This is a genomic window from Streptomyces ferrugineus, from assembly GCF_015160855.1.
GTDB classification, from domain to species: domain Bacteria; phylum Actinomycetota; class Actinomycetes; order Streptomycetales; family Streptomycetaceae; genus Streptomyces; species Streptomyces ferrugineus.
This window is the reverse complement of record NZ_CP063373.1, coordinates 712,236-733,599: the sequence shown is the minus strand read 5'-3', so window position 1 is coordinate 733,599 and position 21,364 is coordinate 712,236. Positions and strand designations below refer to the sequence as shown.

At 69.3% G+C, this 21,364-nt stretch carries 22 protein-coding genes and 2 pseudogenes; 13 read left to right on the top strand and 11 right to left on the bottom strand.

Annotated features, from left to right (window positions below):
• Nucleotides 1–72: 72 nt before the first annotated feature.
• The gene (locus IM697_RS03525; RefSeq protein WP_194044577.1) at nt 73–1,377 is read right to left on the bottom strand and encodes an ABC transporter substrate-binding protein; all 1,305 of its coding nucleotides are present in this window, start codon (nt 1,375–1,377) and stop codon (nt 73–75) included.
• A gap of 105 nt (nt 1,378–1,482) precedes the next feature.
• On the opposite strand from IM697_RS03525, the gene IM697_RS03520 reads away from it, so the two are divergent.
• The 3 genes from IM697_RS03520 (at nt 1,483) to IM697_RS03510 (ending at nt 4,690) form a co-directional block, all read left to right on the top strand.
• Entirely contained in the window at nt 1,483–2,427 is a 945-nt protein-coding gene (locus IM697_RS03520; protein WP_194044576.1) for an ROK family protein, read from the top strand.
• Nucleotides 2,428–2,489: 62 nt separating this feature from the next.
• Nucleotides 2,490–3,638, top strand: coding sequence for an N-acetylglucosamine-6-phosphate deacetylase (gene nagA / locus IM697_RS03515; RefSeq protein WP_228044483.1), 1,149 nt, complete (start codon nt 2,490–2,492; stop codon nt 3,636–3,638).
• Between the two features lie 122 nt (nt 3,639–3,760).
• Complete coding sequence (locus IM697_RS03510) at nt 3,761–4,690, top strand: 1-phosphofructokinase family hexose kinase (protein ID WP_194044567.1); 930 nt, start codon at nt 3,761–3,763, stop codon at nt 4,688–4,690.
• A 255-nt stretch (nt 4,691–4,945) separates the two neighbouring features.
• Here the strand turns inward: IM697_RS03510 and IM697_RS03505 are convergent, their stop codons facing one another.
• From IM697_RS03505 to IM697_RS03495, 3 genes are all read right to left on the bottom strand, one after another.
• Nucleotides 4,946–5,431 (bottom strand): hypothetical protein, encoded by a 486-nt coding sequence (locus tag IM697_RS03505; RefSeq protein ID WP_194044565.1) that lies wholly within the window; start codon nt 5,429–5,431, stop codon nt 4,946–4,948.
• A 322-nt stretch (nt 5,432–5,753) separates the two neighbouring features.
• The gene (locus tag IM697_RS03500; RefSeq protein WP_228044482.1) at nt 5,754–6,377 is read right to left on the bottom strand and encodes a 2'-5' RNA ligase family protein; all 624 of its coding nucleotides are present in this window, start codon (nt 6,375–6,377) and stop codon (nt 5,754–5,756) included.
• A gap of 13 nt (nt 6,378–6,390) precedes the next feature.
• Nucleotides 6,391–7,869: an NsdA family TPR-like regulatory protein gene (locus IM697_RS03495; RefSeq protein ID WP_228044481.1), complete on the bottom strand. Its 1,479-nt coding sequence runs from the start codon at nt 7,867–7,869 to the stop codon at nt 6,391–6,393.
• A 341-nt stretch (nt 7,870–8,210) separates the two neighbouring features.
• Here IM697_RS03495 and IM697_RS03490 point away from each other — a divergent pair, with 341 nt between their 5' ends.
• The 4 genes and pseudogenes from IM697_RS03490 (at nt 8,211) to IM697_RS03480 (ending at nt 8,853) form a co-directional block, all read left to right on the top strand.
• Nucleotides 8,211–8,372: a hypothetical protein gene (locus IM697_RS03490; RefSeq protein ID WP_194044564.1), complete on the top strand. Its 162-nt coding sequence runs from the start codon at nt 8,211–8,213 to the stop codon at nt 8,370–8,372.
• On the top strand, nt 8,369–8,518 hold the full coding sequence (locus IM697_RS03485) for a hypothetical protein (RefSeq protein WP_194044563.1): 150 nt from the start codon (nt 8,369–8,371) through the stop codon (nt 8,516–8,518). Before IM697_RS03490 ends, IM697_RS03485 begins: the two co-directional genes overlap by 4 nt.
• Nucleotides 8,506–8,637, top strand: a pseudogene (locus IM697_RS45645) (DUF6415 family natural product biosynthesis protein); the annotation flags it as partial. The gene IM697_RS03485 and the pseudogene IM697_RS45645, both read left to right, overlap by 13 nt.
• Before the next feature lie 18 nt (nt 8,638–8,655).
• The gene (locus IM697_RS03480) at nt 8,656–8,853 is read left to right on the top strand and encodes a hypothetical protein (RefSeq protein WP_194044562.1); all 198 of its coding nucleotides are present in this window, start codon (nt 8,656–8,658) and stop codon (nt 8,851–8,853) included.
• A 160-nt stretch (nt 8,854–9,013) separates the two neighbouring features.
• Here the strand turns inward: IM697_RS03480 and IM697_RS03475 are convergent, their stop codons facing one another.
• The gene (locus IM697_RS03475) at nt 9,014–9,598 is read right to left on the bottom strand and encodes a hypothetical protein (protein WP_194044561.1); all 585 of its coding nucleotides are present in this window, start codon (nt 9,596–9,598) and stop codon (nt 9,014–9,016) included.
• A 118-nt stretch (nt 9,599–9,716) separates the two neighbouring features.
• Between IM697_RS03475 and IM697_RS03470 the strand changes: the two are divergent.
• Nucleotides 9,717–9,915: pseudogene (locus tag IM697_RS03470) on the top strand (IS5/IS1182 family transposase); the annotation flags it as partial.
• A gap of 142 nt (nt 9,916–10,057) precedes the next feature.
• Here IM697_RS03470 and IM697_RS03465 read toward each other — a convergent pair.
• A complete protein-coding gene (locus tag IM697_RS03465; RefSeq protein WP_194044560.1) occupies nt 10,058–10,390 on the bottom strand; it encodes a peptidase inhibitor family I36 protein in 333 nt (110 codons plus the stop codon).
• Between the two features lie 101 nt (nt 10,391–10,491).
• Between IM697_RS03465 and IM697_RS03460 the strand changes: the two genes are divergently transcribed.
• Together IM697_RS03460 and IM697_RS03455 are read left to right on the top strand one after the other, a co-directional pair.
• Complete coding sequence (locus tag IM697_RS03460; protein ID WP_194044559.1) at nt 10,492–11,403, top strand: 1-phosphofructokinase family hexose kinase; 912 nt, start codon at nt 10,492–10,494, stop codon at nt 11,401–11,403.
• Between the two features lie 164 nt (nt 11,404–11,567).
• Nucleotides 11,568–12,335 carry a transposase gene (locus IM697_RS03455; protein ID WP_194038268.1) on the top strand — a complete coding sequence of 256 codons (768 nt, stop codon included), beginning with the start codon at nt 11,568–11,570 and terminating at the stop codon, nt 12,333–12,335.
• 1,167 nt (nt 12,336–13,502) lie between these two features.
• Here IM697_RS03455 and IM697_RS03450 read toward each other — a convergent pair.
• The 3 genes from IM697_RS03450 to cdgB form a co-directional block, all read right to left on the bottom strand.
• Nucleotides 13,503–13,820: a hypothetical protein gene (locus tag IM697_RS03450; protein WP_194044558.1), complete on the bottom strand. Its 318-nt coding sequence runs from the start codon at nt 13,818–13,820 to the stop codon at nt 13,503–13,505.
• 280 nt (nt 13,821–14,100) lie between these two features.
• Nucleotides 14,101–15,048, bottom strand: a complete 948-nt coding sequence (locus IM697_RS03445; protein WP_194044557.1) for a CBM35 domain-containing protein — start codon at nt 15,046–15,048, stop codon at nt 14,101–14,103.
• A gap of 119 nt (nt 15,049–15,167) precedes the next feature.
• A complete protein-coding gene (cdgB, locus tag IM697_RS03440) occupies nt 15,168–16,823 on the bottom strand; it encodes a diguanylate cyclase CdgB (RefSeq protein ID WP_194044554.1) in 1,656 nt (551 codons plus the stop codon).
• A gap of 304 nt (nt 16,824–17,127) precedes the next feature.
• On the opposite strand from cdgB, the gene IM697_RS03435 reads away from it, so the two are divergent.
• A complete protein-coding gene (locus IM697_RS03435) occupies nt 17,128–17,727 on the top strand; it encodes a flavin reductase family protein (RefSeq protein WP_194044545.1) in 600 nt (199 codons plus the stop codon).
• 57 nt (nt 17,728–17,784) lie between these two features.
• Complete coding sequence (locus IM697_RS03430; protein WP_194044543.1) at nt 17,785–18,282, top strand: GNAT family N-acetyltransferase; 498 nt, start codon at nt 17,785–17,787, stop codon at nt 18,280–18,282.
• Here the strand turns inward: IM697_RS03430 and IM697_RS03425 are convergent.
• Together IM697_RS03425 and arfB are read right to left on the bottom strand one after the other, a co-directional pair.
• Entirely contained in the window at nt 18,279–19,154 is an 876-nt protein-coding gene (locus IM697_RS03425) for a sigma-70 family RNA polymerase sigma factor (RefSeq protein ID WP_194044541.1), read from the bottom strand. The genes IM697_RS03430 and IM697_RS03425 overlap by 4 nt on opposite strands.
• 289 nt (nt 19,155–19,443) lie before the next feature.
• A complete protein-coding gene (arfB, locus tag IM697_RS03420; RefSeq protein ID WP_194044539.1) occupies nt 19,444–19,881 on the bottom strand; it encodes an alternative ribosome rescue aminoacyl-tRNA hydrolase ArfB in 438 nt (145 codons plus the stop codon).
• A 215-nt stretch (nt 19,882–20,096) separates the two neighbouring features.
• Here arfB and IM697_RS03415 point away from each other — a divergent pair, with 215 nt between their 5' ends.
• On the top strand, nt 20,097–21,293 hold the full coding sequence (locus IM697_RS03415) for an RNA-guided endonuclease InsQ/TnpB family protein (RefSeq protein WP_194044537.1): 1,197 nt from the start codon (nt 20,097–20,099) through the stop codon (nt 21,291–21,293).
• Nucleotides 21,294–21,364 lie beyond the last annotated feature (71 nt).

The following is a 21,364-nucleotide window of genomic DNA, read 5'->3' as shown; positions in this document are numbered from 1 at the left end:
GGACGCACCGTAACGCCCGCCACCGACAACCGGGCGGCCCCGCGACCGGGCGGCCCCGCGACCGCGCCGGGGCTATTCGGCGCTCTCCGCCCGGGTGGCCGCCGTCTGGAGCCGGCCCAGGACCGCCGACGGGCTGCCGCCGGCCGCGACCGTGCCGCCGATGCGCTTCTTGATGTCGGCGCTGACCGCCGCCCAGGAGGTCTGGCCGACCGGGTAGAGCTCGGAGAGCGGGAGCTGCTCCAGGAACGGCTTGAGGTCGGCGTCCTGCTTGGCCGCGGTCATCACCGTGGACGCGGAGTTCGTGACGGGGAGCAGGTCGTACCGGCGGGAGAAGTCCAGCACGTTCTGCTTGTCGTAGACGAAGTCGAGGAACTCGCCCACCTGGTCGGCGTGGCCGTTCTTCTTGAAGGCCATCATCCAGTCGGCCACGCCCATGGAGACCTTGCTCGGCCCCTCCACCCCGGGCATCGGCACCATGCCGAACTTCACGCCCTTCTTCGCGGCCATCTGCATCAGCGAGGGGTGGCCGTTGAGCATGCCGACGTCACCGGCCGCGAACGCGGAGAAGGCGTCCGCCCGGTTCAGCTCGCCGGGTGCCACCGGGCCGGTGAGCCCCTTGCCGACCAGGTCGTTCTTGAGCCAGTTGAAGGTGGCGACGTTCTCCGCGGAGTCGATGCTGTACGAGCCGACGGTGGTGTCGGTGTAGCCGCCCCCGCCGCTGAGCAGCCACTGCATCGTCTCGGCCTGCGCCTCCTCCGGGCCGAGCGGCAGGGCGTACGGGTACTTCACGCCCTCCGCCTTCAGCGCCTCGGCGTCGGCGGCCAGCTCCTTCCAGGTGGTCGGCGGGGTGATGCCGGCCTTGTCGAAGAGCGTCTTGTTGTAGAAGAGCAGCCGCGTGGAGGAGGCGAAGGGGATGCCGTACTGCACCGACTTCACCTGCCCCGCGTCCGCGAACTGCGCGACGAAGTCGGCCTGGACGGGGATCGAGAGCAGTTGGTCGGCCTCGTACAGCAGGCCCTCGGCGGCGTAGTCGGCGTACGCCCCGATCTGCGCCATGTCCGGCGCCTTCCCGGCGTCGACCATCTCCTTGACCTTGGCGTCGACGTCGCTCCAGGAGTACACCGTGACGTCGATCCGCACCCCCGGGTGCTCGGCCTCGTACGCCTTGACGAGCTTGTCCCAGTACTTCTGGGAACTGTTCGCCTCGCTGTCGCCGTAGTCCGCCGCGACCAGCTTCAGCGTCACCCCGTCCGACTCGCCGGTCAGCCCGCAGCCGCCGAGGGCCGCCGTCAGGCCCAGCGCGGACACCACCGCGATCGCTCCCGTACGCCGAGGACTACGACTACGACTCTGCCGCTGCACGCGAACCCGCCCCATAGTTGTGTTCGAAACTTTCGAAACGTCATACATATTGCCCCCATAAGGTCTACACCACGTAAGTGGACTAGACCTCTCGCGGGTGCGCAAGCCACACTGTCCCCCGTGAGACATGTCATCGCCCTCGATGTGGGCGGCACCGGGATGAAGGCCGCCCTGGCAGGGGCGAGCGGCGGGCTGCTCCACCAGGCCCGCCGCCCGACCGGCCGCGAACGCGGCCCAGAGGCGGTCATCGACGGCATCCTCGACTTCGCCGCCGAGCTGCGCGCGTACGGCGAGGAGCGCTTCGGCGAGCCCGCGGCGGCCGTCGGCATCGCCGTCCCCGGCATCGTCGACGAGCAGCGGGGCATCGCCGCCTACGCGGCCAACCTGGGCTGGCGGGACGTGCCCCTGCGCCGACTGCTGTCCGAACGGCTCGGCGGCACCCCCGTCGCCCTCGGCCACGACGTGCGCACCGGTGGGCTGGCGGAGGGCCGGATCGGCGCGGGCCGAGGTGCCGACCGGTACCTCTTCGTGCCGCTCGGCACCGGGATAGCCGGTGCCATCGGCATCGACGGCCGGGTCGAGGCGGGCGCGCACGGCTTCGCGGGCGAGATCGGCCACATCGTCGTACGGCCCGGCGGCACCCGCTGCCCGTGCGGGCAGCGCGGCTGCCTGGAGCGGTTCGCGTCGGCGGCGGCGGTGAGCGAGGCGTGGGCCACCGCGGTCGGGGACCCGGAGGCGGACGCCGCGGACTGCGCCAAGGCCGTCGCGTCCGGCGACTCGAACGCCGTACGAATCTGGCAGAACGCCGTCGACGCCCTCGCCGACGGCCTGGTCACCGCACTCACCCTGCTGGACCCGCGGGTCCTGATCATCGGTGGCGGCCTGGCCGAGGCGGGGGAAACCTTGTTCACACCGCTGCGGGACGCCGTCCGGCGGCGGGTCACTTTCCAGAAGCTGCCGTCCATTGTCCCCGCGGCGCTGGGGGACACGGCGGGATGCCTCGGTGCCGGGCTACTGGCCTGGGATCTCCTGGACCACACCGACCGTACGGAGGTAACTCGCTGATGGCGAACGCCCTAGGGGCGCGGGGAACTGCGCGACCAGCCACAACACACCCGCAGGCCGCGATGGCCGGCACCCCCCTGGTGCTCTCCGGCGCAACGGTCGTCCTCCCCACAGGGCCGGTCAAAGACGGCCAAGTGATCGTCGACGGCCCCCGAATCACCGGCACAGCACCGGAGAACGCCCAGGTCATCGACGTAACCGGCCACTACGTAGTCCCCGGCTTCGTCGACATCCACAACCACGGCGGCGGCGGAGCCTCGTTCACCTCCGGCACGGTCGACGAGGTCCTGAAGGGCATCCGGACCCACCACCTGCACGGCACCACCACCCTCGTCGCCTCCACGGTGACCGGCGACATGGACTTCCTGACCCGGCGAGCCGGCCTCCTCTCGGAGCTGGCCGAGCAGGGCGACATCGCCGGCATCCACTTCGAGGGCCCGTTCATCTCGCCGTGCCGCAAGGGCGCCCACTCCGAGGAACTGCTGCGCGACCCGGCCCCGGCGGAGGTCCGCAAACTGATTGACGCGGCGCGTGGCAGGGCCACGATGGTCACCCTCGCCACGGAACTGCCCGGCGGCGTCGACTCCGTACGCCTCCTCGCCGAGCACGGCGTCATCGCGGCGATCGGGCACACGGACGCGACGTACGAGCAGACGGTGCAGGCGATCGAGGCGGGCGCGACGGTCGCCACCCACCTCTTCAACGCGATGCCGCCGCTCGGCCACCGCGAGCCCGGCCCGATCGCCGCCCTGCTGGAGGACGAGCGGGTGACGGTCGAACTGATCAACGACGGCACACACCTGCATCCGGCCGCCCTGGAGCTGGCGTTCCGTCACGCGGGCGCGGACCGGGTCGCGTTCATCACGGACGCGATGGACGCGGCCGGCTTCGGAGACGGCCGCTACATGCTCGGCCCGCTGGAGGTCGAGGTGGCCGACGGCGTGGCCCGCCTGGTGGACGGCGGTTCGATCGCGGGCTCGACCCTCACCCTGGACCGCGCCTTCAAGCGGGCGGTGACGATCGACCGGCTGCCGATCGAGGACGCGGTGGCGGCCCTGTCGGCGAACCCGGCCCGCCTCCTCGGCCGCTACGACCGCATCGGCTCACTGGAGCCCGGAAAGGACGCCGACCTGGTGATTCTGGACTCCGACTACGACCTCAAGGGCGTGATGCGCCTCGGCGAATGGGTGGTTGAGCCGCAACTGGGCTGATCTGTCCTGGTGTTGAGGGCGGCGGTTGTCCTGCGAGACTGGGACGACCGCCGCCCATTTGGCATGATCGGCAACTCCGGACGGCAAACGCACACTGAACTCTCCGGGGGAGGTCGGCCCAGGTGATCCTCACGGTCACGCTGAACACCGCTCTCGACATCACCTATCGGGTACCGGCCCTCAGGCCGCACGCCACCCACCGGGTCTCCGAGGTGACCGAGCGCCCCGGCGGCAAGGGCCTGAACGTGGCCCGGGTGCTGGCGGCCCTCGGCCACGAGGTGACGGTCACGGGCTTCACGGGCGGCGCGACGGGCCGGGTCGTACAGGATCAGCTCACGACCACGCCGGGTGTGGTGGACGCACTGATCCCCGTTTCCGGCCCGACCCGGCGCACCATCGCCGTGGTCGACGAACAGACCGGCGACACGACCCAGCTCAACGAGCCCGGCCCGACGATCACGTCCGCCGAGTGGTCCGCCTTCCAGACGGCATACGAGGACCTGCTGGCGTCGGCCTCGGCGGTGGCCCTGTGCGGCAGCCTGCCGCCGGGCGTGCCGGTGGGCGCCTACGCCGCCCTCATCCGCTCCGCGAAGGCGGCCGACGTCCCCGTCCTCCTGGACACCGCCGGGGAGGCCCTGCGCCGCGGCGTCGCCGCCCGCCCGGACGTCATCAAGCCCAACGCCGACGAACTGGCCGAACTGACCGGCTCCCACGAGCCGCTGCGCGCGACGCAGGACGCGAGAAGGCGCGGCGCCCGCACGGTCGTGGCCTCGCTGGGCGCGGAGGGCCTGCTTGCGGTGACCCCGGAGGGCCGCTGGCGTGCCACCCCGCCGAACCACGCCCACGGCAACCCGACCGGAGCCGGCGACTCTGCGGTCGCGGGCCTGCTGTCGGGACTGGTGGAGCGACTGCCCTGGCCGGACCGGCTGGCCCGCGCGGCGGCCCTGTCGGCGGCGAGCGTGGTGGCGCCGGTGGCGGGGGAGTTCGATCAGGGGGTGTATGAGGAGTTGCTGGGCAGGGTGACGGTGACCGGCGAGGCCAGCGCGGCCTGAGGCCACGGCTGTGGCCGCGGCAGATACGACCGCCACGGCCCACTTCATGATCAGCCCAGACGCTGCCGACCTGCTACGCGGGGCGCTGCACCGGCGCCCTGGCCGTGTCCGCCCCCCGGTGACCGGCCGGGGCGCCCAACGAGGCGGCAGGCCGAATCGACTGGTCCATGGCGAGCGAGCAGGGCGGCACCGTGTTGACGAGTGGCCGGACGCCCAGAAGGCCTCTGGCTCGGTGAGCGCTGCCGAGCGGAGGTCTCAGGCCCGGCGTGAAGCCCCGGCAGGCCAGACGACGTCGACGGGGAGACCGGCGTCGCGCGCCTCCAGGACCGTGTCCGCCGTGCCGCCGCCCTTGCCGCTCGGGGGCTCACCGTTCCAGACCGCGACCAGTCGCTCGGCCCGCTTCAGCAACGTGCGGTTGGCGTCCTCGTACGCCAAGCGGTTCGCGGTCTCGTGTTCCAGCACCACGACTTCGGCTGCGGCGTCGATAAGCCGGTCGAAGGTCTCTTCGTGATCGGGCTTGACCTTGTTCTGCCGGTAGTCCTTCGACGGAATCACCACGACGAGACGGCCGCCGAGCTCGACCACAACCTCGGCGAAGATCGAGTCGGAGCCCTTCGCGATGCACGAGACGCCGGTCAGGTCGTCGACGTACGGCTTCAGCGTCTCCCGCAGGGCGTCGTGCACGAGGGACACGCTGGCTTCGGTCAGGTCCATGTGCCCAGTGACGGCGATCGTGGTCACGTTGCTCCCCGCTCCTTCAGCTCGACAGGACTTGGCGGATTCTCGCCCGCGCCTCGACGACCGTACGCGATGCCGAGCGACCCACGGTGTACGGGTACAGCTGGCCCAGCTGCGCGCGGACGCGGTTCGACTGGGTCTGCCCGGCGGCGTCGACGGCGATGTCGGACCCCTTGGTGGCGCCTCCCTCAACGGGCGTTGCCCCCAGACTCGCCTCCCCGAGTGAATCGGCGCGCCCAAGCGGCCGCGCGGGACGCTGCACTGGCGCCCTGGCCGTCTCCGCCCCCCTGTGACCGGCCGGCGCACCCGCCCAGGAGACGGGTGATCATCCGAGCGGCGCCATGGCGAAGGACTCCCACTCGTACATCAGGTTGTCGCGGTGCAGCACGATGAGCTCCGCGCCGGAGATGCGCGCCTGCGCCGGCGCCAGACTGAGACCAGCGAGAACCTCAGCGATCGGAGCAGCGGGGCCGTCTCCCGCGCTGTACGCGACGGAGACATGCGGGGTGAAGCCCTCTGCCTTCTCCGGGACTTCGCCGAGCGCCTCGCCGATCGCCGCCCGGATGGCGTCCCGTACGGCCCGGACGGGACCGTCAGGGCGAACGTGCAGGAGCACCGCCTCGGGGTCCAGGACCTCCGGGCCGATCTGGAGGTCGAAGGCTGGGACGGCGGCGAGGCGCGCGCGGGCTGCGTCCACGACGGCGTGGACGTCCTGCTCCTTGACCTCGCCGACGAAGCCGATGCCCTGCATGGTCAGGTGCAGCCACTTGTCAGGAATCGGCGTGAGGGCGTCTCCAAGGGGCGCGAGTGCGGAACGGTACTCGTCAGCGAGCCGGTGCACGTCGGCTTGGCCTTCGAAGGTGAGGTGCCAGGTGTAGAAGCGGCGGCCCATGCTCCAACCGGGCCGCCACCACCAGTGGTTCCGCATGGTCTCGGTTCGCGTCGTCATAACTGAGATCAAATCAGGCAGTGCCTTCCCCTGGCGAGAGGGCGAGGTGCCGGGGAGCTGAGTCGAGGCAGAACTCCTCGATGGCTGCGCGCAAGCCGACGACTGCCCGGCTGGTCCCGGCCGGGCGCCCGGTGCCGATGGGTAGTTCGCTCAGGCGTCGGGTGACGGGTTCGAGCCGGTGGTCCGGTGGAAGTGCGAGCACGGGCATGAGCGCTTCGAGTGCGCCTTCGGCCTCTCCCGTGGACAGGTGCGCCGCGGCTTTGCTGATGTGGATCTGTGCCTCGGTGCCGTAGGCCCGTACGGGCTGGTCCCGCAAGAGCTCCAGGGCGTGGTCGGCCGCGCGAAGAGCATCCGTGGGGCGGCCGACGCGTAGCTGTACAGCGGCTGCGTAGTTCTCCTGGCGGGCAGGTTGGCAGGAGAAGAGGCCACCGATGTCGTCCTCACTGCTAATGCCGGCGCGGGCGTCCTCGGCGCGGGCGAGTGCCCCCAGCGGCTCATCCTCGGCGCCGAGCAGGGACCAGGCATCGGCTTCCTGGCAGGCGAGCAGTACCGCGACTGTGCCGGATGGGCGGTACGTGGCACCACGCCGGGCGTGGCCGATGGCGTCCCGCAGCCGCCCGTCCCAGAACGCGACCTTCGACCGCGTCGACAGCACCCACGCGCGCAGTTCGTTGTGCCCGGCCAGTTCGGCACACAGCCACGCGGTGCGGCCCTGCGTGTCCGCGTCCCGGAGTTGTCCGAGATCTGACGACATCCACGCGAGCAGCCCGCAGAGATAGCCGGCCGCCACGTACAGGTCGGAAGACTGACGCGGGTACTGGTGGCCTTCGAGAAGTGCGAAGACCCGGTCGCGAAGCGCCCGCGTGCGGACGAAGAGAGGGACGGGGTCGGAGGTGAGGTAGTCCTCGGCGAGGGCTCGGGTGTCGGCCATGAGCTGTTCCAGAGCGATGTCGCCAACGTTCGAAGCTTCGGCCCACTGCGCCCAGGCCGCGGATTCGTCGGCGGCGAGCCGCACCAGTTCGCTGCCCATCGGTTCCGGTGGCGTGACGGCGGAGACGGGCAAGGCGGGCAGCGCCGGTTCGCGGGGGGCATCTTGGCGGCCGCGCAGGCGCAGGTCACCTTCGGGCAGCGCTTTACGGTCGTCGAGGTCCAGCAGGTCCTCGGGGCGGCAGGCGTAGGCAGCCGCCATTGCCAGGAGGACCGGCAGGCTCGGGCGGCGCGATGAAGGACCAGGCCACTTCTCCCACTTTCCGACGAGAGAGGCGTCGGCGGCGACTGCCTCGGCGGGGCGCGCGCTACCGGCCTGAGTGATGCGGTCCGCCGCTTCTTGCAGGGTCCAGCCGTGGGCATGACGCCATGCTTCGCGCGGACGCATCCGGTAGCGGGCTCGCAGTTCTACGGGGATGTCAGCGATCGTGCATCCGGCGGCCGTCATGGCGTGGCGGAGGGTGTCCCGGTCTGCTTTGGAACCGGGCTTGACGCGGTCGTTCATAGGCGGGCTCCTGCGCAAAGTGGGTGCACTCACCGTAGCGTCGCCGTTACTCAAAGAGCCCTGGGTGCCCAGGGATTGGGGTGACCGGGCGCCCAAGGCAATGTCCATAAACGCCAGTTGTCCCCGGTCAGAGCCGCGCGCGGTGTCCAGAAAAGTTGGTCACGGCCGCCCGTGACGCCAAACGCCGCTGTTGAAACGGTAGGACCACAGCAACGACCCAGCCGGGCACGGTGCCCAAATGACACCCTGGCGACCGCTCACGACGGCCCCAGGGCACGGCCGACCTGAGAGAGCAGATCGACATGACGAACGCTACAGCCACGAGAAAGAGCAGCGTCAAGATGACGCTGCGTGTGTACACCGTGGATCGCCACGGCGCGATCACCGAGGAACGCGGCTGCTTGGACATCGTGCACGGCTCCGAGCCGCTGCCGCTGACGTCCCCGAACCTGCCGTGCAGGTGCCCGCGCCACCGGGCCGGACAGCCGGTGGTGACCCGGTGAACGGCATCCAGGAAGAGACCGACGCGATGCCGGGCATCGTGTCGATGCGCGCCTCGGCAGGCTGGTTCCTGGATCAGCGCACGCTGCCGCGACATGAGAGCGTGAAGCTCTACCGCAGGACCTCACCGCCTTCCTGGAGCACCTGATCCCGACGGTCGAGCAGCTCGCCGGGCGTCGGCCCAAGGACGACGTGCCCGCGCAAGTGGCGCTGGCCGGAGTCGGCTAGGCTCGCCGGCGGCTGCACGAGCCGGAGGCCGCAGGACTGCTCGGCGAAGTCGAGCGCGTGAAGCGCCTCGCACGCTCCGTCGTGGCCCTGTGCGACCACCGCGACGCCCTCACCGGGGCGCGCATGTGTCTGGCCTGCGACAAGCCGATCGAGGAACAGGCATCACTGCCCTACGAGAAGGTGAGCCCCTCCGGGGGCGCCACTCAGCCGGGCCGTATCCACGCCACGTGCGCGGACGCCGTACGCCGACGCTGACGCCCTGCCCCGGCGATGAAGGGCCCCACGGCGACCGCAGGGTCAAGGTCGCACCACGAACGCCCGTCCCGCCGGAGGACCGCAAGCCTCCGGCGGGACAGGTCCCAAAGATTCCCGCTCCGACCCAGCCCCGGACGGGTTCGCGCCTCCGGGCGATGCCCTACCGGCCAGTTGGCCGGAGAGCGCGATTCGACCTTGCCCTGACCTCTTGTCCTGCCAGGACGACGATGGCAGCCACCGCTACGAGGCGGGTGACACTCCATGTCGTGCTGGCAACTGCACCTTGTGAAGAGGCCTCGGCATTGAGCCGCATTGAGGTCTCCGCGATGGCTATCAACGGAATCAGCACCCGGAAGCCGAGTCCGCGAAGGCCAGCACTTCGCCCCAAGTTTCCAGCCAGCCCAAGGAGAAGACCGAGAACTACGGCTGCTACACCCCAGAACAGGGTCTTCGACAGGAATCCAGCCCAGTAGATGTGCGTCCCCTGCGAGGGGTCGTCCAGGTTCACCCATTCCCGGTACTCCCCCTGCACAAGTTTGGTCACGTAGTAGGCGACCACGCCCACAGCGAGGGCAGCAGGGGCCACGACGGCGGACCTGACCCTGGATCTGCATGCGAAGCCGACACAGAAGGCCAGGGCCGCCCAAGTCCAACCTGCCGCCAGCACAAGGTGTAGCGAGTTGATGACAGGAACTTCGACCGTTCCAAGGAGCGCGGCTAGAACCCCGAGTGCCACGCCAGCCATCAGCGCGGCTGTAGGTGCTAGGGCGAACGAGCGTGACGGAGACATGGAGTTCGGACGAGTCCTTTCAACAGGCAGACACCCCAGGGCTGTCGCCGGGCCATTCTGGCGGGACGACGGGCAGAAACCCAGAAGTCGCGGCTTCCATGTTGCCAAAAGGCGCTGGGTTGTCGAGCGAAGTTTAAGTTGGCCCATGTTGCACCAGCGCCTTTCTCCCGATTACGAGACCTTTCCCGCCAACTCCGAGGCCATGATCCACATTGTCGATCGACAACCTCATCAAGCGCATAACGGATGTGACCACACCAACCCGGCTATGAACCCACTAGGACAGAAAGGGCAATCTGCCTAGATCAAATGCCCTCCGAGGAAAGCTTGACCGCGCAGGCCGCAACATAGAAGCGCTCGACCGAGACATCGGTCGAGCGCTTCTATGTTGATTTGAGGCGCGGAGTCAAGGCCTTACCACGAAATAGCCTCGCCCACGAAGGGAAGGGCGCTGGAGAAGTGCCCGGTTTTGAGCACCACCTTGCTTCCCCAACAACCGGGGTCGTCGTAGACGGTGACGGTCTTGCCGGACTGGTTCGACACCGTGCGGACACCGGCGCTCTGCACCGGGAAGCAGCCGTGTCCCGGGGTCGTGCGGTCCTTGCGGTTCCCCTCGAAGTTCCGCTTCACCCAGGTGCACACCTTGCCCTGGGGACACACCGTCGCGGCGGAAGCGGGCTGCACGGAGGCGAGGGGAAGGGTGGCGGCCAGGGCCGCGCCGGCCAGCAGCAGGGAGCGCTTTCTCACAGGAACATCCATCCTCAAGGCGTCGAACACCAGTCCCCTCACCAAGTCATGTTCCCCACAGGGAGGCAGGTCCCCAAGTAAGCCGCCAAAGCGGCCTCACAGTGAACACCGCTCTCGACATCACCTATCGGGTACGGGCCCTCAGGCCGCACTCCACCCACCGGGTCTCCGAGGTGACCGAGCGCCCCGGCGGCAAGGGCCTGAACGTGGCCCGGGTGCTGGCGGCCCTCGGCCACGAGATGACGGTTACGGGCTTCACGGGCGGCGCGACGGGCCGCATGGTCCAGGAACAGCTGACCCGGACCTCCGGCGTGGTGGACGCCCTGATACCGGTCACCGGCGCGACCCGGCGCACCATCGCCGTCGTGGACGAGCGAACCGGCGACACGACCCAGCCCAACGAGCCCGGCCCGACGATCACCCCCGCCGAGTGGTCCGCCTTCCAGGAGGCCTACGACGACCTGTTGGCGTCCGCCTCCGCGGTGGCCCTGTGCGGCAGCCTGCCGCCGGGGGTGCCGGTGGGGGCGTACGCCGGTCTCGTGCGGGCAGCGAAGGCCGCCGAGGTGCCCGTACTGCTGGACACCGGCGGCGAGGCACTGCGCCGGGGCGTCGCCGCCCGCCCGGACCTCATCAAGCCCAACGGCGACGAACTGACCGAACTGACCGGCTCCCACGAGCCGTTGCGCGCGACGCAGGACGCGCGGCGACGAGGCGCCCGCTCGATCGTGACCTCCCTCGGCGAGGCGGGCTTGCTCGCGGTAACCCCCGAGGGCCGCTGGCGCGCAACTCCCCCGACCCGCCTGCACGGCAGCCCGACCGTCGCGGGCGACGCGGCGGTGGCGGGGCTGCTGTCGGGATGGGTGGAGCGACTGCCGTGGCCGGACCGGCTGGCCCGTGCGGCGGCACTGTCGGCGGCGAGTGTGCTGGCGGCGGTGGCCGGGGAGTTTGACCAAGGAGCGTATGAGGAGTTGGTGGGGCACGTTGTGGTGACCGGGGAGGTCACCGCGGCCTGATTACGACTTTGACTTGACCCAGCCCTTTTCTAGCCACAGATGGTCGAGGAGGGCGAGCGGCCTGCTGGCGTCGCGGGCGTTGCACCAAAAGCCAGCGGCGACGTTGGCCTTCCCGGCTAGAGGTTGTCCCGTAACTGGTGGGGCAGTTGGTGCGTTGGCTGAGCATGGGTGGGGTGATCTCAGCGGATGATCCGAAGTGGATTGAGCCGTTCTCCGGACTGACCGAGTCGCAGTTCACCAGGCTGGTGGCTCTGGTGCGGCGTCGCGGTGGTGATGTTCAGCGCGGCCGTCCCTGGCGGCTGCCGCTGGAGAACCGCGTGTTGCTGGTGGCGACGTACTGGCGCACGAACCTCACATTGCGGCAAGTGGCGCCGCTGTTCGGGGTCTCGAAGTCTGCGGCCGACCGCATCCTCGATCACCTGGCGCCCCTGCTGGCCATCTCGCCGGCCCGTCGGCCGCGCAAAGACACCGTCTACATCGTCGACGGCACCCTCGTGCCCACCCGCGACCGCAGCATCGCCGCCTCCAGCAAGAACTACCGCTACTCGACGAACCTGCAGGTCGTTATCGACGCCAACAGCCGTCTGGTCGTGGCGATCGGCCTTCCGCTGCCCGGCAGCCGCAACGACTGCCGGGCATTCACCGAGTCCGGCGTCGACCGGGCCTGCCGCGGCGCACCGACCATCGCCGACGGCGGGTACCAAGGCACCGGCCTGCTCGTCCCGCACCGCAAACGACGAGGTCAGACACGCCTCAGCCCACACCAGGAAGCGGAGAATGCCGTCCACCGCAGGGCGCGAGCCCGGGTGGAACACGCCCTGGCGCGGTTGAAGAACTGGAAGATCCTGCGGGACTGCCGGCTCAAGGGCAACGGTGTTCATCAGGCCATGCTGGGCATCGCCCGGCTCCACAACCTGGCCCTCACCGGATAACTCACGCCTCATACGGGACAACCTCTAGGCGGAGCGCGCCGACTCGAGGTGGCGCCAGGTCCCCATAGCGCGGGGTTCGGCGCCGGTCCGAAGCTCGCAGCTCAGTCACCTCGGCCAGCCGCCCGAGATCCCCTCGGGTACGGCCTCGGGATGCGGAGCTAGGCAAAGGCAGGCAGATTCGGCGATAACGCATCGGCAGACACGGTATTCCACACAGGTACGGGGCGTAGAGAATCCATGGTCTTGGAAGCCCGTGCCTGCCTCGTTCCCGAAGCCCCCGCTTCACGAACCGGATGTCAGGCGACTACGCCGAAGCCCTGGGAGCGATCACTTCCAGCCATATCTCGTTTTCTTAACTGCATAAATCATGACAAATTGGGAGGCAAGTTACCCTCATACAAGACAAAGCGATCACCCAAGATCACACTTCCACGCAAATAGGGTATCCTGCCTAAATGAGGAAGAGAATGAAGCGCCTTTCAACGATAGGCATTGCCGCAACGGCAATATTCGCCGCAACAACAGTGAACGCGACAGCCGGCGTGAACACTGCCGCATGCTCTACAACTGGCGTCAAGGGGGCTCTCACATTTGACAACCGCACCCCCATTTACGTGGCTGTTAGCGGCTGGGTTTCCGATAATGCTCCAGATGGTCACCATGTAGCCATCCGAATGCTCTCTAAAAACAACAACGGCACTACGAAGTACTGGCGCTGGCATCATGAATACGGCGGATCCGGAACGACACTCATCATCAACACTACGGCAACCGACGGCAGTGGTGGCCTCCGCACCCTCGGTGCCCAGGTAGCGGTCATGGAAGGGTCTTCGATAGTCCGAAGCTGCACGGACTGGACCCCAAGCATCGGATAACAATCTCAGCTACCTTTCGCAGCCTGTTTGGCCGAGCTACTACATGGAGTTCCGCCGTTGGCATGAGTCCAACGGCGATCGTTTAGGCAGCTCGGTCGGGGCGTGAGTGTTCTTCCTACGTTGCGTCAGCTCATGTGAGCTGAAGGAACGTCACGCCTGCGGGCGGGGAGCGGCCTGAGCTCTTGCTGGACGTGAGCAAGGCAGCTGTGCGTCACGGGAGGCTGGCGTGGTGGGCAGCGTCGGCGGTCAGGTGACGCAGGGCCTGTTAGACGCAGGGCATGGCCCACAGTTCCTACTCGATGAGGGCGGGGCTGTTCGAGCGCAGGGTCGCGGTGCGCCCGCCGCGACCCTCAATCTTGATGTTCTTGTAGATCGTTTTGCTGGTCCACCGGGCAGCGTACGGCTCGGCAAGTTCGCCCGCCGGGGCCTTGTCGGGATCGAGTAGCGTAATGATCAGGCAGAATAGCTCGGAGGTCTCCTCGGTGGAGCCGTCCAACCCGATGGTGAAGGTGACGGTGTACTCGATACCCTGGACCGGCATCCATTCTCTCGCACGCCGACCGCGCAGCCCGCTCCTGTAGGTGCCGTCGGGCAGGATCGCGAGAAGCAAGAGGGGAAGGACTCCGAGACACGCCACAGCTCCGCTTCCAGGCGCACGAACCGCCGCGCCCGACAGGCACTCCGGCGACACCGCCCCCTTGGAACGCGGGGCCTGCGTCCCGCCCTCGCGCCATCGCCGCACCGTGCGCAAGGTGCAATGGAACGACAAGAGGGCCTGGGCGGCGAGCCGCTGCCTGGAGTGGGGCCGCGTCGAGTGACCTGAGTACGGTACCGCTCCGTACGACGGCCGTCCCCGCTCCCCGCGGGCGACGGCCGTCACGTCGTACCGTCTAGCTCTTCGTGCCCTTGGTGAGCCACATCTGGTCGAGGATCGCGTCGCACTTGTTGCCGTCGTTGCAGGCGACCGCGAGGGTGTTGGTGCCCTTGTTCAGGGTGACGGGCGCCCAGGTGGTCTGCCAGCCCTTCTCCCAGTCCCCCTCCGGGGCCCGCGCGCCGATGAAGTTCTTGAGACCCAGCGGCGCGGAGTTCGCCGTCCCGTTGACCAGAAGGGTCGCGTTGGCATCCTTGCCCGCGCTGCTGTAGCGCACGTTCAGGGTGTAGGGGCCGGCCTCGTCGATACCGTTCACGGTCCAGGTGACCTTGGCGCCGACCTTGTTGAAGTTCGTGACGTAGATCCCGCCGTCCGCCCTGGCCCCCTTGAAGGCGGAGTCCGTGGTTGCGCCCCCCTCGAGTCGCAGGGTCTTGGCATCGGTCGCCTGCAGGTCCTCCTCGCTCGCCCCGGCGCTGCTGCTCGCCGAAGGACTCGACTCCGCGCTTTGGGACTGCGACGGCGTCGCCCCGGCCTCGTTGTCCTTGTCGCCCGGGTCCTCATCGCCGCCCAGCATCGCCACGCCGATGCCGATGACTACCGCCGCGACGACCGCGATGGCCCCGATCAGCAGCCCCTTGGTGTTGGGGCCCCCGCCGCGGCCGGCGCCGCGGCCGCTGCCGCCGCTGTACGACGGCTGCTGGGTCGTCGGTGCGCCGCCGGGCAGCGTCTCCGGTGCCGCGTAGTGCGCGTTCGGCTGGCCGTAGGCGCCCTGCTGCGGGATCTGGGGCGCGGCCGGCGGCTGGCCGTACTGGCGCTGGCCCACCGCGCGCACCCGGTTCACGGCGTTCGGATAGCCGTAGCCACCGGACGGTGGCTGGGCTCCGTTGGCCTGGCCGTCGGCGTAGAGGTAGCCGAACGGGTCGTCGTCCTCGGGCGGCGTGTTCGCGCCGTTGTTGCCGGACGTCATCCCTGTGGTACTCCTCACCAGGTGCGGGCGTTGCGGTATGTCGGTCAGAATGGCGAGCCTACCCGCTCCTGCTGGCCCAAACGGGTGACTCAGACCGCATCAGCTCGCTGACCTGGGATTCATCCCGCGCGTCTGTGTTGTTTGGGACGAGATCGTTTCTCTACGTACATCCGCTCGTCAGCGGACTTCAACACTTCGTCCGCAGTCATCCCGCAGTGTGCCCACCCGATGCCGAAGCTCGCGCCGACGCGGACCGCCCGTCCCTCGGCCCGGATCGGTTGGATGATCTCATTGCGCAGACGGACCGCGAGGTCCTGCGCGTCGGCCCGGCCGAGCCCGTCGGCGAGGATCACGAACTCGTCGCCGCCGAGCCGGGCGACGGTGTCGCCGTCGCGGACCTGGCGGGACAGGCGCCTCGCGACCTCGATGAGCACCGCGTCACCCGCGTTGTGCCCGAACCGGTCGTTGATCGACTTGAAGCCGTCGAGGTCGCAGAAGAGGACCGCGAGCCCCTTGGTGCCGTCGTCGCGCTCGCCCTCGTCCGGGGAGACGGTGTGGACGTGGTGGTCGTAGGCCTCGAGCGCCGCCGCGCCCGGGAAGTCGAAGCCGTGGCCGTTGGCGTCGAAGACGGCCGGGTGGCCGTAGGCCGCGTCCATGGATTCCAGGGCGCCGGCGTGCGCGGGGCGCCGGCACAGCCGGGCGGCCAGCCGTGCGCGCAGCTCGGCGGAGTTCGGCAGCCCGGTGAGCGAGTCGTGCGAGGCGCGGTGGGCGAGCTGGAGCTCGCGGCGCTTGCGCTCCTCGATGTCCTCGACGTGGGTGAGCAGGAAGCGGGGGCCGTCGGCGGCGTCGGCGACGACGCTGTTGCGGAGTGAGACCCAGACGTAGGTGCCGTCGCGGCGGCCGAGGCGGAGCTCGGCGCGGCCGCCCTCCGCCGACGTCCGCAGCAGCGTGCCGATGTCCTCGGGGTGGACGAGGTCGGAGAAGGAGTAGCGGCGCATCGCGGAGGCGGGGCGGCCGAGGAGGCGGCACAGCGCGTCGTTGGTGCGCAGGATCCGCCCGTGCTGGTCGCCGCCCATCTCGGCGATGGCCATGCCGGAGGGGGCGTACTCGAAGGCCTGCCTGAAGCTTTCCTCGCTGGCGCGCAGGGCCTGCTGATCGCGCTCCAGCCTGACCAGTGCCCGCTGCATATTCGCGCGTAGACGTGCGTTGCTGATGGCGATCGCGGCCTGGAACGCGTACATCTGAAGCGCCTCGCGCCCCCACGCGCCCGGCAGCCGGCCGTTGCGCGGCCGGTCCACGGACAGCACCCCGATCAGCTCGCCGCACGCGCCGCCCTGCACACCGGGCGTGTACATCGGCGCGAAGAGCCGGTCGCTCGGGTGCCACTCGTCTTCGAAGCGGGGCGCGGGGCCGTCGGTGTACCACTGCGGGACGTCGTCGTCGTCGAGTATCCAGCCCTCGGTGTGCGGGATGAACACCAGGTCGCCCCAGTGCTGGCCCATGCTCAGCCGCCGCTCCCATGCCTCGCGGGAGCCGACCCGGCCGGTGATCAGGGCCTCGGCGGCGGGGTTGCCGGAGAAGGCGGCGACCACGAGGTCGCCGTCGGGGCGCACGAGGTTGACGCACGCGAGTTCGTAGCCGAGGCCGGTGACGACGCCGTCGGCGACGGTCTGTAGTGTGTCCGCCAGGCTACGGGCCGTGTTCATGTCAGCCATGACCTGGTGAAGTTGTCGCAGGGTCGCAAGACGGACATACGGCTCCGACTCGGTCTCCATGCTCGCCCTCCCCCCGAGACCTCGCAGTGAATCAAGGGTTCTACTTCGGCGTAACGTCCCTTGCTAGTTCCCCGCCACTGAATCACAGCGCGCTGCCCACTCGGTACACAGGGTCAACAATTATTGGCTCTTGTGACTCAAGTCACAGGTAAACGTGAACAATTGAGCGGTGTTTCTGCGTTTTTCCTGTGTGTTTACTGAACCCGAGTTCCGCACAAGCGATCGGAGTCCGTCGGGAGTCCTAGGTCCGTTCTCGGGCGCAGGCCCGATGTGGGTGTGCGGGAGCGACATTAGCGTTTTCGGCGTGCCGAACACTTCCCCTGCCGCGCAGCCCGCGACCACCCTCCTCCCCGCCTCCCGCAGCGCCGCCCGGCATGCTGAGGGGGTGAGCAACGACGAGTTCCGAGCCGCCATGTCCCGGCTCGCCGCGGGCGTGGTCCTGGTGACCGCGCTGGAGCCGCCCCTGGACCCGGACGACCCGCACGCCCCGGCCGGCGAGGACGTCGGCATGACGGCCACGGCGTTCCTGTCGGTGTCCCTGGACCCGCCGTTGGTGCTGGTCAGCCTGCGTGAGGGCTCCCGGATGGACGACCTGCTCGCCGAGCAGCCGCTGTGGGCGGTCTCGGTCCTCGCCGAGAGCCAGCGCCACATCGCGGGCCGCTTCGCCATGAAGGGCCGGGTCAGCGACCGGCTACTGTTCGCCGACATCCCGTACGTCCGCGGCAAGGAGAGCGGCGCCCCGCTGGTGGGCGGCGCCCTGGCCACGCTGGAGTGCCGCACCGAGCAGCGGGTGACGGCCGGCGACCACACCCTGGTGATCGGACGTGTTCTGTCGGCCTCGCTGCCGAGTGCCGACGGGGGGCCGCTGACGTATTTCCGGGGCCGTTACCGGCACTTGGGGTGAGTTCACCGCTCGCGGAATTCATTCGCCCCCGGTGAACTCCCCACCTAGAGTGCGCACATGACGACGACAGCGACGACCGGACCGCGCCTCGAAAAGGTTTCCTCCCGCAATCTCGAAGCCGCCCTCGGCATCCAGGTCCGCCCGGATCAGGAACACGCGGTCGACCCGGTCGTGAAGTCGCTCGCCGAGGCCTACGTCCATCCCGGCGTCGCCTGGCCGCGCCTGATCGTCGACGACGACCGCCCGGTCGGGTTCCTGATGGCCTTCTTCGACATCGACTGGTACGGAGACGGCAGCGCCCACCGCTCCGGCCTGTGGCGTCTGAACATCTCGGCCGCGGAACAGGGCCGCGGGTACGGCCGTTTCGCGGTCGAGTCCGTGGCCGGTGAGATCCGCCGCCGGGACGGCAAGGAGCTGTACGTCACCTGGCATCCCGGCCCGGACGGCCCCGAGGGCTTCTACCTCGGCCTCGGCTTCCGCCCCAACGGGGAGACCAGCGAGGGCGAGACGGTGGGCGTGCTGGAGCTGGACCGGCCGGGCCGGGGCCTGTCCTAGTCCGGCCGGACGTCGAGCCGGGACACCTTTCCGGGGTCCGTCACGATGTCGATCACGGCGATGCGATCCCGTACGAACGCAAACTTCAGGGCCCGTTCCACGCGCCTCCCGGCGAGCAGTACGAGGCCCGGGGCACCGTCGACCAGCGCGGGCCGGCCGGCGGCCGCACCTCGGCTGGCGAAGGCGGTCGCGCCCCGTGCCACCGCCGCCGCGCCCGTGGTCACCCCGGCCTCGGTGCGCACGACGACGTCCGGGTCCAGGACGTCGAGCAGCCCCTCGAAGTCGCCGCCCCGCGCGGCGGTGAGGAAGGCGTCCACGACCTCCCGCTGCCGGGCGAGGTCGGCCTCGGGCGCGTCGGCGCCCTGCACCCGGCGCCGGGCGCGGCTGGCGAGCTGCCGCGTGGCCGTCGGCGTACGGTCCACGATGGCCGCGACCTCCTCGTACGGCACCGCGAACAGGTCGTGCAGCACGAACGCCAGCCGCTCGGCGGGCGTGAGGGTGTCCAGTACGACGAGCAGGGCGACGCCGACCGAGTCGGCGAGGAGGGCGTCCTGCTCCGGGTCGGCGGCCGGGGTGGTGGCCGGAGCGGCGGTGTGGATCGGCGCGGTGGTCTCCAGGGGTTCCTCCGCGCGGGACCTGCGCGAGCGCAGCATGTCCAGACAGACCCGACCGACGACCGTCGTCAGCCAGCCGCCGAGGTTGTCGACGCCGCTGGTGTCGGAGCGGCTGACGCGGAACCAGGACTCCTGCACCGCGTCCTCCGCCTCCGCGGTCGAGCCGAGCATGCGGTGGGCCACGGCACGGAGGTGGCCTCGGTGTGCCTCGAAGCGCTGGGCGAGGACGTCAGTGTCGCTGGTGTCGTCGGTGGTCATGGGGCGCGGCCTCTCGTCGTTGTCCGTCGTCAGTGGGATGACGGATCGGGAGGCGCGGGTGTGACGGGGGATGCCTGCGGCGGCCCGTTGCGGTTCGGTGGGGGCTTGCGTTGCGCACTGCTCGCCGTCGGGGGTCGGGGCCGCGCCGGGGGGTGTCCGTCCTCGGTCGGGCGGTTGCCCTTGGGCAGGGAGGCCGGCCTTTGTCGACGCCCGCCGCTGCGGGCGGACACCCCCCGGCACGTCCCCTGCTCGCCGTTGCGCCAGTGCGGGTGGCATGGGCCACCGGTCCTTACGACCAGTCGCGACCCGACCTGCCCCGCTTTGTCTCCGCTCGCTGCTTCTTCTCCCTCAGGCGGCGTTCGTTGATGCCGCGGGGGATGCGGGTCGGCTTGCGGGGCTTGGGGGGTGGGGCCGTGGCCTCGGACAGGAGGGCCGCCAAGCGTACGGCGGCGGTTTCGCGGTTGCGCCACTGGGAGCGGTGTTCGGAGGCCCGGACGGTGACGACGCCGTCGACGAGCTTGCCGGCCAGGCGCTGGAGTGCCCGACGCTTCCATACGTCCGGCAGTGCCTCGGTCTTCGCGAGGTCGAAGCTCAGCTCCACCTTGGAGTCACTGGTGTTGACGTGCTGGCCGCCAGGGCCGCTCGAGCGGGAGAAACGCCACATGAGCTCGGCCTCGGGGAGCGAGACGGAGCCACGGATGACGTAGGGACCGGACATGTGCTCCATGTTCCCGCCTCTGTCCGGTCCACGTCACGCGAATATCGCCGGGATCGTCCATGCCCACGCGAGCGCCGTTCGGCAAAGAAAGTAAAGAGACCTGGAACCTCCGACACCTCCCCCAGCGTTCCCCGGAGGACGAAACCATGCTCCTGCGGAGCGGGGCAGGGAGGAAGCGCGACAATCCGAGGGCACTCACAAGAGGATGTGCTAGTTTGTGAGACGTGACCATTCGCGCGAAGCGGGCGTTCAAGTACCGCTTCTATCCGACCGACGGGCAGGCTGCCGAGCTGTCGCGCACGTTCGGCTGCGTGCGGAAGGTCTACAACATGGCACTCGCGGCCCGCACAGAGGCGTGGACGCTCCGGCAGGAGCGGGTCAACTACAACTCGACGTCGGCGATGCTGACCGCGTGGAAGAAGACCGAGGAACTGGCGTATCTCAACGACGTCTCCTCGGTCCCGCTCCAGCAGACACTCCGGCACCTCCAGACGGCGTTCACCAACTTCTTCGCCAAGCGGGCGAAGTACCCGCGGTTCAAGTCGCGGAAGAAGTCCCGCAAGAGCGCGGAGTACACCACCAGCGGATTCCGGTTCCGGGACGGCATGCTGACGCTGGCCAGGATGGCGGACCCGCTCGACATCGTGTGGTCCCGTCCTCTGCCCGAGGGAGCCACCCCGTCCACTGTGACCGTGTCCCAGGACAGCGCGGGACGCTGGTACGTGTCCCTGCTGTGCGAGGACCCGTCCATCACGCCGCTCCCGACTGCCGAGACGGCCGTCGGCGTGGATGCCGGACTCGATCACCTGCTGACGCTGTCCACCGGGGAAAAGATCTCCAACCCCAGGCACGAGCGGCGCGACCGGGCCCGCCTCGCCAAGGCCCAGCGGGAACTTGCACGCAAGGCCAAGGGCGACGGTGCCAACCGGGCCAAGGCCCGCCGCAAAGTCGCGAGGATCCACGCCCGCATCGCCGACCGCAGGCGCGATCACCTGCACAAGATCACCACTCGACTCGTCCACGAAAACCAAGTGGTCGTGATCGAGGATCTCACCGTTCGCAATCTGTTGAAGAACGGCAAGCTCGCTCGCGCCATCTCAGACGCGGCATGGAGCGAGTTCCGGAGCATGCTGGAGTACAAGGCCCACTGGTACGGCCGCGAAGTGATCGCAGTCGACCGCTGGTTCCCCTCCTCGAAGCTGTGCTCCGTCTGCGGCAGCTTGCAGGACAAGATGCCGCTCAACGTCCGTACCTGGACGTGCGACTGCGGCACGGCCCACGACCGGGACATGAACGCAGCAAAGAACCTTCTGGCCGCCGGGCTGGCGGTGTCGGCCTGTGGAGCCGGTGTAAGACCTCAACGGAGATCTCCGGGCGGGCAGTCGGTGATGAAGCAGGAAGCCCCACGGCGCGAGCTGTGAACTTCCCCTCCATAGAGAGGGGGAGGAAGTCAAAGGGGTAGCTGTAGCTTCTTCTTCAGCAGCAACTCAGC